Annotated in this window: 11 protein-coding genes; 9 read left to right on the forward strand and 2 right to left on the reverse strand. The window is 63.9% G+C overall.

Features of this window, described 5'->3' with window-relative positions:
- Positions 1 to 126: 126 nt before the first annotated feature.
- Positions 127 to 2,412, reverse strand: a complete 2,286-nt coding sequence (locus ACODSD_RS23100) for a PAS domain S-box protein (protein WP_233246740.1) — start codon at positions 2,410 to 2,412, stop codon at positions 127 to 129.
- Positions 2,413 to 2,622: 210 nt separating this feature from the next.
- Here ACODSD_RS23100 and ACODSD_RS23105 point away from each other — a divergent pair, with 210 nt between their 5' ends.
- The 7 genes from ACODSD_RS23105 (at position 2,623) to ACODSD_RS23135 (ending at position 11,300) form a co-directional block, all read left to right on the forward strand.
- Positions 2,623 to 3,627 (forward strand): TRAP transporter substrate-binding protein, encoded by a 1,005-nt coding sequence (locus ACODSD_RS23105; protein ID WP_107800818.1) that lies wholly within the window; start codon positions 2,623 to 2,625, stop codon positions 3,625 to 3,627.
- A gap of 59 nt (positions 3,628 to 3,686) precedes the next feature.
- A complete protein-coding gene (locus ACODSD_RS23110; protein ID WP_488878437.1) occupies positions 3,687 to 4,277 on the forward strand; it encodes a TRAP transporter small permease in 591 nt (196 codons plus the stop codon).
- Positions 4,274 to 5,602, forward strand: a complete 1,329-nt coding sequence (locus ACODSD_RS23115) for a TRAP transporter large permease (protein WP_081548523.1) — start codon at positions 4,274 to 4,276, stop codon at positions 5,600 to 5,602. The genes ACODSD_RS23110 and ACODSD_RS23115 overlap by 4 nt, the downstream gene beginning before the upstream one ends.
- 155 nt (positions 5,603 to 5,757) lie before the next feature.
- Entirely contained in the window at positions 5,758 to 8,034 is a 2,277-nt protein-coding gene (locus tag ACODSD_RS23120; RefSeq protein WP_107800820.1) for an NADP-dependent malic enzyme, read from the forward strand.
- 79 nt (positions 8,035 to 8,113) lie between these two features.
- Positions 8,114 to 8,368 (forward strand): PhaM family polyhydroxyalkanoate granule multifunctional regulatory protein, encoded by a 255-nt coding sequence (locus ACODSD_RS23125; RefSeq protein ID WP_107800821.1) that lies wholly within the window; start codon positions 8,114 to 8,116, stop codon positions 8,366 to 8,368.
- A gap of 184 nt (positions 8,369 to 8,552) precedes the next feature.
- Positions 8,553 to 10,256: an ArnT family glycosyltransferase gene (locus ACODSD_RS23130; RefSeq protein ID WP_235084692.1), complete on the forward strand. Its 1,704-nt coding sequence runs from the start codon at positions 8,553 to 8,555 to the stop codon at positions 10,254 to 10,256.
- Between the two features lie 120 nt (positions 10,257 to 10,376).
- Positions 10,377 to 11,300, forward strand: a complete 924-nt coding sequence (locus tag ACODSD_RS23135) for a VirK/YbjX family protein (RefSeq protein WP_227106692.1) — start codon at positions 10,377 to 10,379, stop codon at positions 11,298 to 11,300.
- On the opposite strand, the gene ACODSD_RS23140 is transcribed toward ACODSD_RS23135, so the two are convergent.
- Positions 11,275 to 11,883, reverse strand: a complete 609-nt coding sequence (locus tag ACODSD_RS23140) for a flavin reductase family protein (protein WP_488878438.1) — start codon at positions 11,881 to 11,883, stop codon at positions 11,275 to 11,277. The genes ACODSD_RS23135 and ACODSD_RS23140 overlap by 26 nt on opposite strands.
- A 111-nt stretch (positions 11,884 to 11,994) precedes the next feature.
- On the opposite strand from ACODSD_RS23140, the gene dnaE reads away from it, so the two are divergent.
- Positions 11,995 to 15,444, forward strand: a complete 3,450-nt coding sequence (dnaE, locus tag ACODSD_RS23145; protein ID WP_488878439.1) for a DNA polymerase III subunit alpha — start codon at positions 11,995 to 11,997, stop codon at positions 15,442 to 15,444.
- 121 nt (positions 15,445 to 15,565) lie between these two features.
- Positions 15,566 to 16,009 carry a GNAT family N-acetyltransferase gene (locus ACODSD_RS23150; RefSeq protein ID WP_107800826.1) on the forward strand — a complete coding sequence of 148 codons (444 nt, stop codon included), beginning with the start codon at positions 15,566 to 15,568 and terminating at the stop codon, positions 16,007 to 16,009.
- Positions 16,010 to 16,147 lie beyond the last annotated feature (138 nt).

Genomic DNA, 16,147 nt, shown 5'->3' on the forward strand with positions numbered 1-16,147 from the left:
CCACAGCATAAGCCAATCCGCCGCCGGGAAACAGACGCGAACCCGGCAGCGGCTTATTCAAAACGGACCGCCTTCACCGCCCCCGCCCGCCGCCTGCCCTCTCTGCCCCGCGCGGAGGCAGGACCCTCACTTGGCCAGCGGCAGGGTGAACCAGAACGCGCAGCCGCCGGCTACGGTGCTGTTGGCGCCGAATTCGCCGCGGTGGAATTCAACGATGGAGCGGCAGATGTTCAGGCCGATGCCCATGCCTTCCGGCTTGGTGGAGTAGAACGGGGTGAACAGATTGCTCTTCATCGCCTCGGACAGGCCGGGGCCGTTGTCCACCACTTCCACCCGCCAGAAGGCGGTGCCGATGGAGGTGCGCACTTTGACCCGCGGCCGCTTGGTCTGCGCTTCCTGCATCGCTTCAATGGCGTTTTTCATCAGATTGAGCAGCACTTGCTCGATCAGCACCGGGTCCATGTCCAGCAGGCAGCCTGCCGGGTCTTGTTCCACCTGCAGCTTGACCCCGGCTTTGACCGCCAGGCCTTCCGCCAGGCCGACGGCGCGCAGCACCACCGGCCCCGGCTCCACCCGCTGCAATTGCGGCTCGTGCTTTTTGACGAAGGCGCGGATGCTGCTGACGATCTGGGCGGCGCGCTTGGCCTGTCCGGCGATTTCCTGGATCGCTTCGCGCACGCCGGCCGGCAGTTCCAGTTCCGCCGGCAGCCGGCGGCTGACACCGGCGGCGTAGGTGTTGATGGCGGTCAGCGGCTGGTTCAGTTCATGCGCCAGCGTGGAGGCCATTTCGCCCATGGCGATCAGGCGCGAGGTGTTTTGCAGCCGTTCCTGCTGCGCCAGTTCCCGTCCTTCGCGCGCTTTGTCTTCGCTGACGTCGGCCAGGATGGCCAGCCAGGCGGATTCGCCGTTCACCCAGTCTATGCGGCGGCGGTGCATCTGGAACCAGCTGCCGCCGCCGTCGGTGGTGAATTCCAGGCCGTACTCGTCTTGTTCCGGCTGTTCCTGCAGGCCGGGCAGCAGCACGCAGCAGGGGCCGTCCGGCTCCACCGTCAGCCATAGCCGGGCAAACGCCGGATTGGCGTACAACAGCAGACCGCCGCTTTCTTCCATCACGCAGACGCCGGCCACCAGGCCGTTGAGCACGGTGAGGAAGCGCTGATGGGAGGCGTTAAGCGCCAGCCGCTGCCGCTTGCGCTCGGTGATGTCGAACAGGGACGCGATCCAGCCGCGCTGGCTGCCGTCGGCTTCCACCAACGGGGTGGCGTAGAGCCGCACTTCGATGAATTCTCCGTCCTTGCGCGCAAAGCGCAGTTCGAAGCCCTCTTCCGGCTGACGGTTGTCGCGCACCGCGGCGATCGCCGCGGTCATGGCCGCGTGGTCGTCCTCCGGCCAGAACGGATGCGGCGGCGCCTGACCCACCAGTTCGTCCGCGCCGAAGCCCAGCATGTCGCAGAAGGCTCGGTTGACGCGCACGATGCGCCCTTCGTCCTCCAAAGCCACCAGGCCGCTTTTCATGCAGTCTTCTATCGCCTGGCGCAAGGACACTTCCTTGGCCAGCGCCTGTTCCGCGTGCGCGCGTTCGCGCACGTGGCGGCGGATGCGCCAGGCGGCGTACAAGAGCGCGCTGACCAGCAGCGCGATCAGGCCGGACAACACCGGCAGGGTCAGCCCCAGGCCGGCGCGGTAGCTGGTCGCGTGCAGATAGAGGCCGTAGCCGGGCGGGTCGAAGCTGGTCTGATGCGAGAGGGTGCCGGGACGCTCCGCCGGATCGAACTTGCTGGCCAGGATTTTGCCGCTCAAATCCTGGATGCTGATGTAGTTCTTGGAGGCGATCCACCACGGCACCTGGTTGAACAACAGCAGGTCCATCTGGTAGGCCAGCCTCAGCCCGCCCAGGGGTTTGCCGTCGTGGACGATGGGCACGGCCAGATCGAAGCGGTATTTGCCGTCGCCGCCCTGATAGGGTTCGCCGTAACTGGGCCGCAGCAGGCGGTTGGCGCGCCACAGCGCGTCGAAGGTTTCTCCGGTCAGCACGCTGCCGTCGCGGCGGGTGCCGTGCTGGTCGCGCACCACCCTGCCGTCCACGTCCACCTGCTCGATGCTCAGCAGTTCCGGGTTGCCCCGCAGGTAAAACGCGGCTTGCCGGGCAAAGCGCTGGCTGTCGATATTGCCGTCCTCGATTTCCCGGCCCAGATTTTCAGCCCATTCCTGCTGCCCTTCCAGATACATGCGCAAGGACTGCTCCAGCCACAGCACTTCCTGGATCAGATTGTCTTGCTGCTCGTCGCGCCAGTCCCGGTAAACCAGGTAGAACAGGCTGCCCAGCGCCAACAGCAGGGCCAGCAACAGCGCGCCGGCGCTGAGCCAGAGCATGCCGGGGGAACGGCGCGACAATAAATTTTTTATCTGCATGGCATTCTAGGGAAAGCCCTAATGCGGAAGTCCCTAATAGTTGAAAGAAATAGGAAATCCTACTTTACACGGAACAAGCAGACTGTCCACAAGGACAGCGCATAAGGAAAAACCGCCCACGGCGCCGGCCAAATCGCTTTTGCCGGCCATAAAATGCCAAGGGATTGGTGGATTCCATACAACACTATACAAGTACGATGGAGATAGAGAATGAAACTGAAGACTGCCGCCGTGGCCCTCTGCGCCGCGTTCGCCTTGTCCGGCGTTGCCAACGCCGCCGGCGAGATCCTCATCAAATTCAGCCATGTGGTGTCTCCGGACACCCCCAAGGGCAAAGCCGCCGAATATTTCAAGAAACTGGCTGAGGAACGCACCAAGGGCAAGGTCAAGGTGCAAGTGTATCCCAACAGCCAGTTGTACAAGGACAAGGAAGAACTGGAGGCGCTGCAGCTGGGCGCGGTTCAGATGCTGGCGCCCAGCCTGGCCAAGTTCGGTCCGCTGGGGGTCAAGGAGTTCGAGGTCTTCGATCTGCCCTATCTGTTCGACAATTACGACCAGGTCAACAAGGTGATGCACGGCCCCATCGGCAAGCAGTTGCTGGGCAAGCTGGAGGGCAAGGGCATCAAGGGCCTGGCCTATTGGGACAACGGCTTCAAGAATTTCTCCGCCAACAAGCCCATCCGCACCCCGGCCGACCTCAAGGGCCTGAAGATCCGCATCCAGTCGTCCAAGGTGCTGGAAGAGGAAATGCGCACCCTGGGCGCGCTGCCGCAAGTGATGGCTTTCTCCGAGGTGTATCAGGCGCTGCAGACCGGCGTGGTGGACGGCACCGAGCTGGAAGCGTCCAATCTGTACACCAGCAAGGCCTATGAGGTGCAAAAACAGCTGACGCTGACCCAGCACGGCTTCCTCGGCTACGCCGTCATCGTCAACAAGAAGTTCTGGGACGGCCTGCCGGCCGACGTGCGCGCCCAGCTGGACAGCGCGATCCGCGATGCGTCCACCTACGCCAACGATATCGCGAAGAAGGAAAACGAACGCGCGCTGGCCGGCATCAAGGCTTCCGGCAAAACCCAGATCTACACCCCCACTCCGCAGGAACGCAGCGCCTTCAAAAAGGCGTTGGCGCCGGTCCACGCCAAGATGGCCGGCCGCATTGGCCAGGATCTGCTAAACCAGATCTATAAAGAAACCGGTTTCAATCCGGCCAAATAAAGCCAGCCCGGTTCAAGAGCATGCCCTCAAGCATGCTCTTGTTCCATGCGGAGACAGATATGTTGAAATTCCTCGATCACCTTGAGGAGTGGATGATCGCCTGCCTGATGGGGGCGGCCACCCTCATCACCTTTACCGCGGTGCTGCACCGCTACGGTTCGGGCATCGCCACTCTGCAACCGCTGCTCGCCCACATCAATATGTCCTGGGCGCAGGAGCTGACCATTTACCTCTTCGTCTGGATGGCCAAGTTCGGCGCCGCTTACGGCGTGCGCACCGGCATCCATGTCGGCGTGGATGTGCTGATCAACCGGCTCAGCGACAAACGCCGCGGACGTTTCATCGTCTTCGGCCTCCTGGCCGGCGCGCTGTTCACCGGCACCGTCGCCGCCATGGGCGCGGATTTCGTCTGGGACATCGCCCACACCGATCAAACCTCGCCGGATCTGGAGGCGCCGATGTGGCTGGTCTACCTGGCCATTCCCTGTGGTTCTTCGCTGATGTGCTTCCGCTTCCTGCAAGTGGCCTGGAATTTCCTCAGGACCGGCTCGCTGCCCAAGCATGACCACGGCCATGTGGACGGCCTGGACGGCGACGAGCAGCTGGACAATATGCACCCCCACGATATGCATCACGGAGGCCGCCCATGAGCGCCTTGATCATTTTCGGCCTGTTGATGCTGCTGATGCTGACCGGCATGCCGATTTCCATCTCCCTGGGCCTGACGGTGCTGACCTTCCTGTTCACCATGACGGATGTGCCGGTCACCTCGGTGGCGCTGAAGCTGTTCACCGGCATCGAGAAGTTTGAAATCATGGCCATCCCCTTCTTCATCCTGGCCGGCAACTTCCTGATGCACGGCGGCGTGGCCAAACGGATGATCCGCTTCGCCACTACCCTGGTGGGCCACTGGTACGGCGGCCTGGGCCTGGCCGGCGTGGTGTCCTGCGCGTTGTTCGCCGCCATCACCGGCTCATCTGTCGCCACCGTGGTGGCGGTGGGTTCCATCATTCTGCCGGCCATGGTCAAGCAGGGCTATCCGCAGCGCTTCGGCGCCGGCGTGATCACCACTTCCGGCGCGCTGGGCATTCTGTTTCCGCCGTCGATCAATCTGGTGATGTACAGCATCGCCACCGCCGGCATGGATGTCACCGGCCCCAACGGCATGAGCGTCAGCACCGCCTCGGTGGGCCAGCTGTTCATGGCGGGCGTGCTGCCCGGCCTGTGCCTGTCCCTGCTGCTGGGCCTGACCACCTGGTTCCGCGCCAAGAAGTTCGACTACCCGCGCCTGCCCCGCGCCGGCTGGGGCGAACGTTGGCAGGCTTTCCGCGACAGCGTCTGGGGCCTGTTGTTGATCGCGCTGGTGATAGGCGGCATTTACAGCGGCATCTTCACGCCCACCGAGGCGGCGGCGATGGCAGCGGTGTACGCCTTCGTGATCGCGGTCTTCGTCTACAAGGACATGGGGCTGAAGGATGTGCCCAAGGTCTTGCTGAACGCGGCGTCGATGAGTTCCATGCTGCTCTACATCATCACCAACGCGGTGCTGTTCTCCTTCCTGCTGGCGTCCGAGCAGATTCCGCAGGCGATGGCGGCCTGGATGACCGGCCAGGGCCTGGGCATCGTCGCCTTCCTGCTGCTGACCAATATCCTGCTGCTGGCGGCCGGCAACTTCATGGACCCGTCCGCCATCGTGCTGATCATGGCGCCCATCCTTTATCCGGTGGCGGTGAAACTGGGCGTCAATCCCATCCACTTCGGCATTCTGATCGCGGTGAACATGGAAGTGGGCATGTGCCACCCGCCGGTGGGATTGAACCTTTACGTGGCTTCCGGGATCACCAAGATGGGCATCACCGAACTAACGGTGGCGGTCTGGCCCTGGTTGCTGACCATGCTGGGCTTCCTGGTGGCCGTCACCTACATTCCGGAGATCTCGCTATGGCTGCCGCGCGCGCTGGGCATGGTGAATTAGCATCCGCCTGACAGGCGTGAAAACGCGATGGCATGCGCCATCGCGTTTTTTGTCCGACAAGGCGATAGCCCCGCCCGCCCTTAAGCCCGTATAATGTGTAGTTACTCTCTTACACCAACCAACCACCTAAAGATCAACCTCAGGAGTCCCAGAGAATGGACGAGCAATTGCGCCAGAGCGCACTGGAATACCACCAGTACCCCAACCCGGGCAAAATCCAGGTTGCCCCGACCAAGCCTCTCACCACCCAACGCGATCTCGCCCTGGCCTACTCCCCCGGAGTGGCGGCCGCCTGCGACGCCATCGTGGAAGATCCGCTGAACGCCTACAAATACACCGCGCGCGGCAATCTGGTGGCGGTGATCTCCAACGGCACCGCGGTGCTGGGCCTGGGCAATATCGGCGCGCTGGCCGGCAAGCCGGTGATGGAAGGCAAGGGCGTGCTGTTCAAGAAGTTCGCCGGCATCGATGTGTTCGACATCGAGGTCAACGAGCTGGATCCGGACAAGCTGGTGGACATCATCTGTTCGCTGGAACCCACTTTCGGCGGCATCAACCTGGAAGACATCAAGGCGCCCGAGTGCTTCTACATCGAGAAGAAGTGCCGCGAACGCATGAACATTCCGGTGTTCCATGACGACCAGCACGGCACCGCCATCGTGGCAGCCGCCGCGGTGCTCAACGGTCTGCGCCTGGTGGAGAAGGACATCGCGCAAGTGCGCGTGGTGGCCTCCGGCGCCGGCGCCGCCGCCATCGCCTGCCTGGACCTGCTGGTGGCGCTGGGCGTGAACCGCGACAACATCACCGTCTGCGACTCCAAGGGCGTGATCTACGAAGGCCGCGACGAGAAACTGGACGACTCCAAGAAACGCTACGCGATCAAGGACAACGGCCAACGCAAGCTGGCCGACGCCATGGCCGGCGCCGACATCTTCATGGGCCTGTCCGGTCCCAAGCTGGTGTCCCAGGACATGGTCAAATCCATGGCCCGCTCGCCGCTGATCCTGGCCATGGCCAACCCGGAGCCGGAAATTCTGCCGCCGCTGGTCAAGGAAGTGCGCCCGGACGCCATCATCGGCACCGGCCGTTCGGACTATCCGAACCAGGTCAACAACGTGCTGTGCTTCCCCTTCATCTTCCGCGGCGCGCTGGACGTGGGCGCCACCACCATCAATGAAGAGATGAAGCTGGCCACGGTGCGCGCCATCGCCGACCTGGCGCTGGCCGAGCAAAACGACGTGGTGGCCACCGCCTACGGCGACCAGGAACTGTCCTTCGGCCCGGAATACGTGATTCCGAAACCGTTCGACCCGCGTCTGATCGTCAAGATCGCGCCCGCCGTGGCCAAGGCCGCGATGGATTCCGGCGTGGCCACTCGCCCGATCCAGGACTTCGACGCCTACGCCGATCAACTGGCCCAGTTCGTGTACAAGACCAATCTGTTCATGAAACCGGTGTTCGCCCAGGCCAAGAAAGACCAGAAGCGCGTGGTGCTGACCGAGGGCGAAGACGAGCGCGTGCTGCACGCCACGCAGGAAATCGTCACCCAAGGCCTGGCCAAGCCCATCCTGATCGGCCGCCCCAGCGTCATCGACATGCGCATCCAGAAGCTGGGCCTGAAACTGGTGGCCGGCAAGGACTTCGAGATCGTCAACAACGAATCCGATCCGCGCTTCGCCGAGTACTGGAAAGAGTACTACCAGCTGACCAAGCGCAAGGGCGTGTCCCAGGAGCAGGCTCGCCGTCGCGTGATCGGCAACACCACGCTGATCGGCGCAATGATGGTGCGCCGCGGCGACGCCGACGCGATGATCTGCGGCACCTACGGGCCGTACCGCCAGCACTTCGACATCGTTGAAACCGTGCTCGGCTACAACAACCCGGAGCAAGTGGCCGGCGCGATGAACGCGCTGATCCTGCCCACCGGCAACATCTTCATCGCCGACACCTACGTCAACGCCGACCCGAGCGCCGAACAACTGGCCAGCATCACCCGCATGGCCAGCGAATCGATCAAGCGCTTCGGCATTGCGCCCAAGGCCGCGCTGCTGTCCAACTCCAGCTTCGGCACGCTGAACAGCGCCTCGGCGCAGAAGATGCGCGCCGCCTTCGACCAAATCCGCTCGGCTCAGCCGGATCTGGAAATCGACGGCGAAATGCAGGGCGACGCCGCGTTGGTGGAAAGCATCCGCAACCAGGCCATGCCGGACAGCACGCTGAAAGGCTCGGCCAATCTGTTGATCATGCCGAATGTGGAAGCCGCCAACATCAGCTACAACCTGTTGCGCGTTTCCGCCTCCGACGGCGTGACCATCGGCCCCATCCTGATGGGCATGAGCAAGCCGGCTCACATCCTGACCCCGATCGCTTCGGTGCGCCGCATCGTCAATATGGTGGCCCTGGCCGCCGTGGACGCGCAAAACAGCAAGTAAGCGTTTGCCTGGCATTTAAGGCATATACTGAACGGGCAAGCACAGCTTGCCCGTTTTTTCTTCGCCAAGGGAGCCGCTCATGAGCAACGAATTCAACCCCAACGACCCCTTCTCCCTATTCCGCCAGTTCTGGCAAACCGCCACGCCGCCGGGCATGCAGCCTTTTCTGCCGCCGATGAGCGAGGAGGAGATCGAGCGCAAGCTGGCGGAATTGCGCGTGGTGGAAAGCTGGCTGACCATGAATATGGGCATGCTGAGCATGCAGATCAAAGCCCTGGAAATGCAGAAGTCCGCGCTGCACTCGATGCGGCCTAAAGACCCGCCGCACAATTGAAACCGCCCCCGCCCCGATGCGGCCGCGCTCAAGTTTGCTTGGCGCGTAAACAACGCTACACTCTACCGTCCGGCCGCGGATCTTCCTGGCAGAAGCCCGCGGTCGCCATGCCTCAAGGTGATGAACGGGACGGCTCGCCCTCCCCTTTCCCATAACAATTAACGACCACTTTTCCGCGGACTCCATGCGTTTCTCCACTCCTTACGCCGCGCAGCCCGCAGATTCCGGCCTGCCTTCCATCCCCGTCTGGCTGTTCTTGCTCATCGCCGTCGCCTGGCTGCTGCCCGGCCTGGTGGGTCATGAGCCCTGGAAGCCGGACGAAGCCTACACCTTCGGCCTGATCCGCCATATCGCTCAGACCGGCGACTGGATCGTGCCGACGCTGGCCGGCGAGCCCTTCATGGAAAAGCCGCCGCTGTTCTTCATCAGCGCCGCCTTCACCATGCAATTGTTCAGCGGCTGGCTCAGCGCGCCGGACGCCGCGCGGCTGGCCGCCGGCGGCTGGATGGCGCTGGCCCTGGCCGGCACCGCCGTCTCCGCCGGCGCCTTGTACGGCCGCCGCGCCGCCGCCTGGGGCGCCTTGCTGCTGCTGGGTTGCCTGGGCCTGCCGATGCGCGCCCATCAGATGATCACGGACACCGCCCTGCTGGCCGGCGTGGCCTGGGGTCTGGCCGGACTGGTGCTGCTGCGCCGGCGCGCCTTGCTCGGCGGCGCGCTGCTGGGCCTGGGCGGCGGCGTCGCCTTCCTGAGCAAGGGCCTGCTCGGCCCCGGCTGCCTGGGCCTGACCGCCTTGTTGCTGCCGCTGCACCCGGATTACCGCAACCGCCGTTACGCCGGCGGCCTGCTGCTGGCCGCGCTGATCGGCCTGCCGCTGACCGCGCTGTGGGGCTTGAGCCTGTACTTGCGCGACCCGGCCTTGTTCCAGCTCTGGTTCAAAGTGAACAACTTCGGCCGCTTTGACGGCAGCGCCCACCTGGGCCCCAAGGCGCCGCGCCTGTTCTACGGCCGCACCCTGCCCTGGTACGGCATTCCGGTCTTGCCGCTGGCCTTGTGGGGGCTGTGGCGCGGCCGCCGACAATGGACCCGCGCCTGGCCGGCGGCGCCGGCGCTGCTCTGGCTGGTGACGCTGACCGTCTTGTCGCTGGCGGGCGACGCCCGCGAACTCTATGCGATGCCCTTGCTGCTGCCGCTGGCGCTGCTGGCCATCGCCGGTTTGCGCGCCGGCGAATCCCATCGCGGCTGGCGCGCGCTGTCCGGCTTCAGCCTGTTTCTCTGCCTGGCGCTTGGCGCCTTCGTGCTCGCCGTCGCCTGGGTGCTTTCCACCGGCGAACCGGCGCAATGGTCCCGTCACCTGCTGCACCGCAAGTTCACTGATTGGCACCCGCAGTGGCATCCATGGACCTGGCTGGCCTTCGGCCTGATCGCCGGCGGCGCGGCCTGGCTATGGCGACGCTTCCCGGCCGATACCGCGCCCGGCTTCGCCTGGCGCTGGAGCCTGACCATCGTGCTGTTGTGGGGCGGCCTGGCCACGCTATGGCTGCCGGCGCTGGATCACGGCATGCGCTACCGCGAAACCTTCGCCCCGCTGCGCCCTGTCCTGGCCGACATCGGCCGGCAAGGCGAATGCGTCGCCAGCGTCGGCCTGGGCGAACCCCAACGCGCGCTGCTGGACTACTACGCCGATTACCGCACGCTGCGGCTGGAAAGCACGTCGCAAGCCAAAGACTGCCGCTGGTTGCTGGTCCAGTCTCTTCACGACCAGCTGCCGGCCTTTCTCCGCGGTCTGACGCCGATGGCGAGCTTCCAGCGTCCGGGCGACCCGAAGGAACGCTTCCGCCTGTATCGGCTGGAACAACCTCTGGGCCAGCTGTTGGATACGGGAAAATAATTACAATGTATTTAATTTCAGACGAAATCGTCACAATTCGTCACAATTTGCCCCATATTCATTAACAATCACAGCGCCGCGATAACGTAGCCTTAACCCTTTTTTTCTTGAGGTTATGGTATGTCGGCGCTGAACGCGGTGGATTTATTCTGGTCTCTGGCCAGCGGGCGCTTCTCCCGCAAGGACGGATTCGACGAAGGGAAGAATCGCTGCAAATTCGCGCTGCGCGGACTGCTGACCCTGCCCTGGACGCTGCGCTGGCTGGACAGCTGGGGCCAACCCGCGCTGCGCCGCCATCTGCAGGCCAATCCGCGGCTGGCCTGCAAGCTGCACCGCCCCTATCTGTACCGTGCTCTTGGCCCAAGCGGTAAGCTGGCGGCTCTGCGCGAACACTATCAGACGCTGGCGACGCGGGTGTCTCCCGCCGCCTACCGCAGCCTGCTCAGCGACGCCGGTCTGCCGCTGGCCGCGCTGCTCGGCAAAAACGAGGCCGCGATCACGGCGGTGCTGACGCACCGCCACAGCTTCGACAAAGAAGGCGAGCTGTCCTTGCAGATCTGCTCGGAGGAAGGGATCGCCATCGCCACGCTGACCTTCACCATCACCCGCCATCAAGGTGAAACCGCCATCATCATCGGCGGCCTGCAAGGCCCGCGCAAACCCCATGGCGCGGAAGCCGTGCACCAGCTCACCAAGCAAAGCCACGGCCTGTTTCCCAAGCGTTTGGCGGTTGAGGCCTTGGTCGCGCTGGCCCAGGAAATAGGCGCTAACCAGGTGCTGGCCGTCAGCAAATGGCAGCATATCTACAGCTCCTGGCGCTATCGCCGCCAGTTCTTCGCCGATTACGACAGCTTCTGGGACACCTTCGACGCCCAGCCCACCGCTTGCAAGCGCTTCTTCAGCCTGCCGCTGCAACTGCCGCGCAAGCCCCTGAGCGAGATCGCCAGCAAGAAACGCGCGGAATATCAGCGCCGCTACGCCTTGCTGGACGAACTGGCCAGCCAGAGTCGCAGCGCCGTCACGCGCCGGGCCGCCGCAAACTGAAAGCAGTCTTCGCACGGCTGAACTCGTCGCCGCCCAGCTTGCCCACCAAGTCCAGGGCCTTGCTCGCCACGCGGCCGTCCCTCCACGCCTCGTCCGCCACATGCACGTGGCACACCTCGCCCAATACCAGATTGCCGGCGCCCGCGCCTTCGCCCAGCACCAGGCACTGGCTCAGCACGCATTCGAAACGCAGCGGCGCCTGTTCCACGCCCGGCGCTCTCACCTGCCGGCTGCGCGCCTTGCTCACGCCGGCCAGATCGAACTCGTCCACCTCCGGCGCATAAGGGCCGCAGCTGAGGTTCATCGCCTCCGCCAAGCGCTCCGGCACCACATTAACGACGAACTCGCCGGTGGCGCGGATATTGGCCAGGGTATCCTTCTCGCCGCCGCTAGCCGGCGTCAGAATGCTCAGCGCCAGCACCGGCGGCTTCACGCTGGCCACGGTGAAGAAGGAAAACGGCGCCAGATTGGCCACGCCCCGCAAGTCCTGAGTGCTGACCCAGGCGATGGGCCGGGGCTGCACGCTGCCCACCAGCAAAGGGTAGACCGCCTCCGGCGGCAAGCTCTTGATGTCGCAGTCCATGGGGATTCCTCCTAGATGCCATCATTCTAATGCTGCATAGCAACAAAATACCAGCGCCGCCAATTGCGCCCGGCGATGGTGTCGCAACCGCTCGGCAGGTAAAATGACGCGATGAACTCACCTCGTTTTATCCATCTGCGCCTCCATTCGGAGTTCTCCATCACCGACGGCATCGTACGCCTGGATGACGCCATCAAGCGCGCCATCAAGGACAATATGCCCGCGGTGGGCATGTCCGATCTGATGAACATCTTCGGCATGGTCAAGTTCTACAAGGGCTGCCGGGACAAAGGCGTCAAGCCCATCGTGTCCTGCGATGTCTGGCTGGAAAACGAGGATGATCGCGACAAACCCTATCGCCTGATGCTGACGGTGAAGAACCGCCAGGGCTACGGGCGCTTGTGCGAACTGCTGGCCGACGCCTACACCCACAATCAGTACCGCGGCCGCGCCGAACTCAAGCGCGCCTGGCTGGAAAACGGCGATAACAGCGGCCTGATCTGCCTGTCCGGCGCCCACATGGGCGACGTGGGCCAGGCTCTGCTGATGGGCCAGCGCGACGAGGCGCGCCGCCGCGCCGAATATTGGGAGAGCTGCTTCCCGGACAGCTTCTATCTGGAGTTGCAGCGCCTGAACAACCCGCAGGTGGAGCACGCGCTGCAAGCCTCGCTGTGGCTGGCCGGCGAGACCGGCCTGCCGGTGGTGGCCACCCACCCCATCCAGTTCATGGACCCGGACGACTTCAAGGCCCACGAGGCCCGTGTCTGCATCGCCGAGGGCTTCACCCTGGGCGACAAGCGCCGGCCGCGCAGCTTCGAGGAAAACCAATACTTCCTGTCCACCGAGCAGATGCTGGAGCGCTTCGCCGACATCCCCGAAGCGCTGGAAAACTCGGTGGAAATCGCCCGCCGCTGCAATATCAGCGTGCAACTGGGCAAGAACTACCTGCCGCAATTCCCGACGCCGGACGGCATGACGCTGGACGACTACCTGGTGCATCTGTCCCAGGAAGGACTGGAAGAACGGCTGGCCAAGCTCTATCCCGATCCGGAAACGCGCGCCCAAGAGCGGCCGCGCTACGACGAGCGCTTGAAGATCGAGTGCGACACCATCATCCAGATGGGCTTCCCCGGCTACTTCCTGATCGTGGCGGACTTCATCAACTGGGCCAAGAACAACGGCTGCCCGGTGGGTCCCGGCCGCGGCTCCGGTGCCGGCTCGCTGGTGGCCTACAGCATCGGCATCACCGACATCGACCCGCTGGCCTACGCGCTGCTGTTCGAACGCTTCCTCAACCCCGAGCGGGTCTCCATGCCCGACTTCGACATCGACTTCTGTCAGGACAACCGCTACCGCGTGATCGAATACGTGCGCCAGAAATACGGCGCCGAAGCGGTGTCGCAGATCGCCACCTTCGGCACCATGGCGGCCAAGGCCGTGGTGCGCGACGTCGGCCGGGTGCTGGACTTGCCGTATATGTTCTGCGACGGCATCTCCAAACTGATTCCCGCCGCGCCCGGCAAGCAATACTCGCTGGACGACGCGGTGGAAATGGAGCCGGTGCTGCGCGAGCGGCTGGAAAACGAAGAGGAACTGCGCGAGCTGTGGGAGTTGGCCAAGAAGCTGGAAGGCCTGACCCGCAACATCGGCATGCACGCCGGCGGCGTCTTGATCGCGCCGGGCAAGATCACCGACTTCTGCCCGATGTACCAGGCCAGCGGCGACGGCTCGGTGCCGGTGTCCATGCTGGACAAGGACGATGTGGAAAAAGTGGGCCTGGTGAAGTTCGACTTCCTCGGCCTGCGCAACCTGACGATTATCGAACTGGCGGTCGGCTACATCAAAGACCTGGATCCCAGCTTCGACACCGACCTCAATCTGCTCGAGTTCACCGACGCCGCCGCCTACAAAGTGCTGCAGCAGGCCAACACCACCGCCGTCTTCCAGCTTGAATCGGACGGCATGAAGCGGCTGCTGGAAAAACTGAAGCCCGACCGTTTCGAAGACATCATCGCTGTGCTGGCCCTGTACCGTCCGGGCCCGCTCGGCTCCGGCATGGTGGACGACTTCATCCTGCGCAAGGCCGGCAAGCAAGAGGTCGACTACTACCACCCGGACCTGCAGGCCTGCCTGGACCCGACCTACGGCGTGATCGTCTACCAGGAACAGGTGATGCAGATCTCGCAGATCATCGGCGGTTACACCCTGGGCGGCGCCGACATGCTGCGCCGGGCGATGGGCAAGAAAAAACCGGAGGAAATGGCCGAGCACCGCGGCAAGATCGCCCAGGGCGCGGCCACCAAGGGCTACGACCCCAAGCTCGCCGAAATGCTGTTCGACCTGATGGCCAAGTTCGCCGAGTACGGCTTCAACAAGTCGCACACCGCCGCCTACGCCGTGGTCTCCTATCAGACCGCCTGGCTCAAGGCCCACCACACCGCGGCCTTCATGGCGGCCACCATGTCCTCGGAATTGGACAACACTGACCAGCTCAAGGTGTTCTACGACGACAGCGTGGACGGCAAAAACGGCCTGATCTTCCTGCCGCCCGACGTCAACCAGAGCTACTACCGCTTCGTACCCGTGGACCGCAAGCACATCCGCTACGCGCTGGGCGCGATCAAGGGCACCGGCGAAGCCGCCGTCGACCACATCGTCGCGGTCCGCGCCGCGTCCGGGCCATTCAAGGACTTGTTCGACTTCTGCAGCCGCACCGACAAGAAGATCGTCAACAAGCGCGTGATCGAAGCGCTGATCCGCGCCGGCGCCTTCGACAGCATAGAGCCCAACCGGGCCAAACTGTTCGGCAACGCCGGGCTGGCGATGGACGCCGCCGAACAGGAGCACGCCAACGCCAATCAGGGCGGCTTGTTCGACATGTTCGGCGACGACGTCGCCCCCAGCGTGGAAATGGTCGAGATCAAGCCGTGGAGCGACGCGGTCAAGCTGGCGGAAGAAAAGCTGGCCATCGGCTTCTACCTGTCCGGCCACCCTTTCGCCGCCTACGCCAAGGAAATCCGCGGCTTCATCAAGACCCCGCTGTCCCGGCTCAGCCCGCGCAAGGAGCCCCAGTTGCTGGCCGGCTTCGTCACCGGCATCCGCGTCAAAGTGGGCAACCGCGGCAAAATGGCCTTCGTGCAGCTGGACGACGGCAGCACCAAATTGGAAGTCAGCCTGTTCGCGGAAAGCTTCGAAGCCAACCGCAGCCGCTTGAAAGACGACGTGGTGCTGGTGATAGAAGGCAAGGTCAGCGAGGACAACTTCTCCGGCGGCCTGCGCATCATCGCAGACAAAGTCTATGAGCTGGGCGAGGCGCGCAGCCGCTACGCGCGCAGCCTGTCGCTGAAACTGGCCGGCAAGGTGGACGTCAGCAAACTCAAGGCCCAGCTGCACCCGTTCCGCAGCGAAGACGCCGGCTGCCCGGTGCGCATCCATTACAACAACGGCGCGGCCAGCGGCGACCTAATGCTGCCCCCGCCCTGGGGCGTCCGGCTGGACGACGGACTGTTGCTGGCGCTGCAGGACTGGCTGGGCAACGACAAGGTCAAAGTGATGTGGTGAGCCGCCGCGCTCCCGCCAAGCCGCGCCCAGCGCGGCTTTTTTCTTGCCCGGCGCTTTGCAAGCGCCGGGCATTGCAGTAGGCTTGCCCGCTCAAACGCACCACAGAAGAGGATGTTTTCAGATGACGGCACGCCCGGCGCAACTCCAAGACGTCGCCCCGGTCTTCCAGATCGAGCAAGCGGTATTCGGCCACCACGTCTACCCGGACTTTTTCTTCCGCCAGGCCCACGACCTGTGGCCGGATCTGTTCTTCGTCGCACCGGGCGCGCAAGACGGGGCACTGGGCGGCTACATCATCGGCGCGCCGGGCAGCGGGCAAGGCGAATTCTGGATCATGTCGCTGGCGGTCCACGAGCATTGCCGCGGACAAGGCGTAGGCAAGCAACTGCTGCAGGCCTTGCTGCAGGCGCTGCGGGCGCGCCAGGCCAGCCACGCGAAACTGACGGTTCACCCCGACAATCCCGCGGTCAGGCTGTACCAGCAGCTTGGCTTTGTCGTCGTCGAACATCAACCTCATTACTTCGGCGACAACGATCCGCGCCTGGTCATGCGCGCGGATTTCTAGTCGTCCAGACGCAACAAAGCCTCCCTTTGGGGGAGGCTTCTGTGTCGCCGTTCAACAGCACAATGCATAAAGCCCAGCTCGATTGAGCTGGGCTTTGCAATGGGGCGTCTGGCGGTGTCCTACTTTCACATGGCGAAT

The sequence above is a fragment of the Chromobacterium sp. FG22 genome (assembly GCF_057809415.1).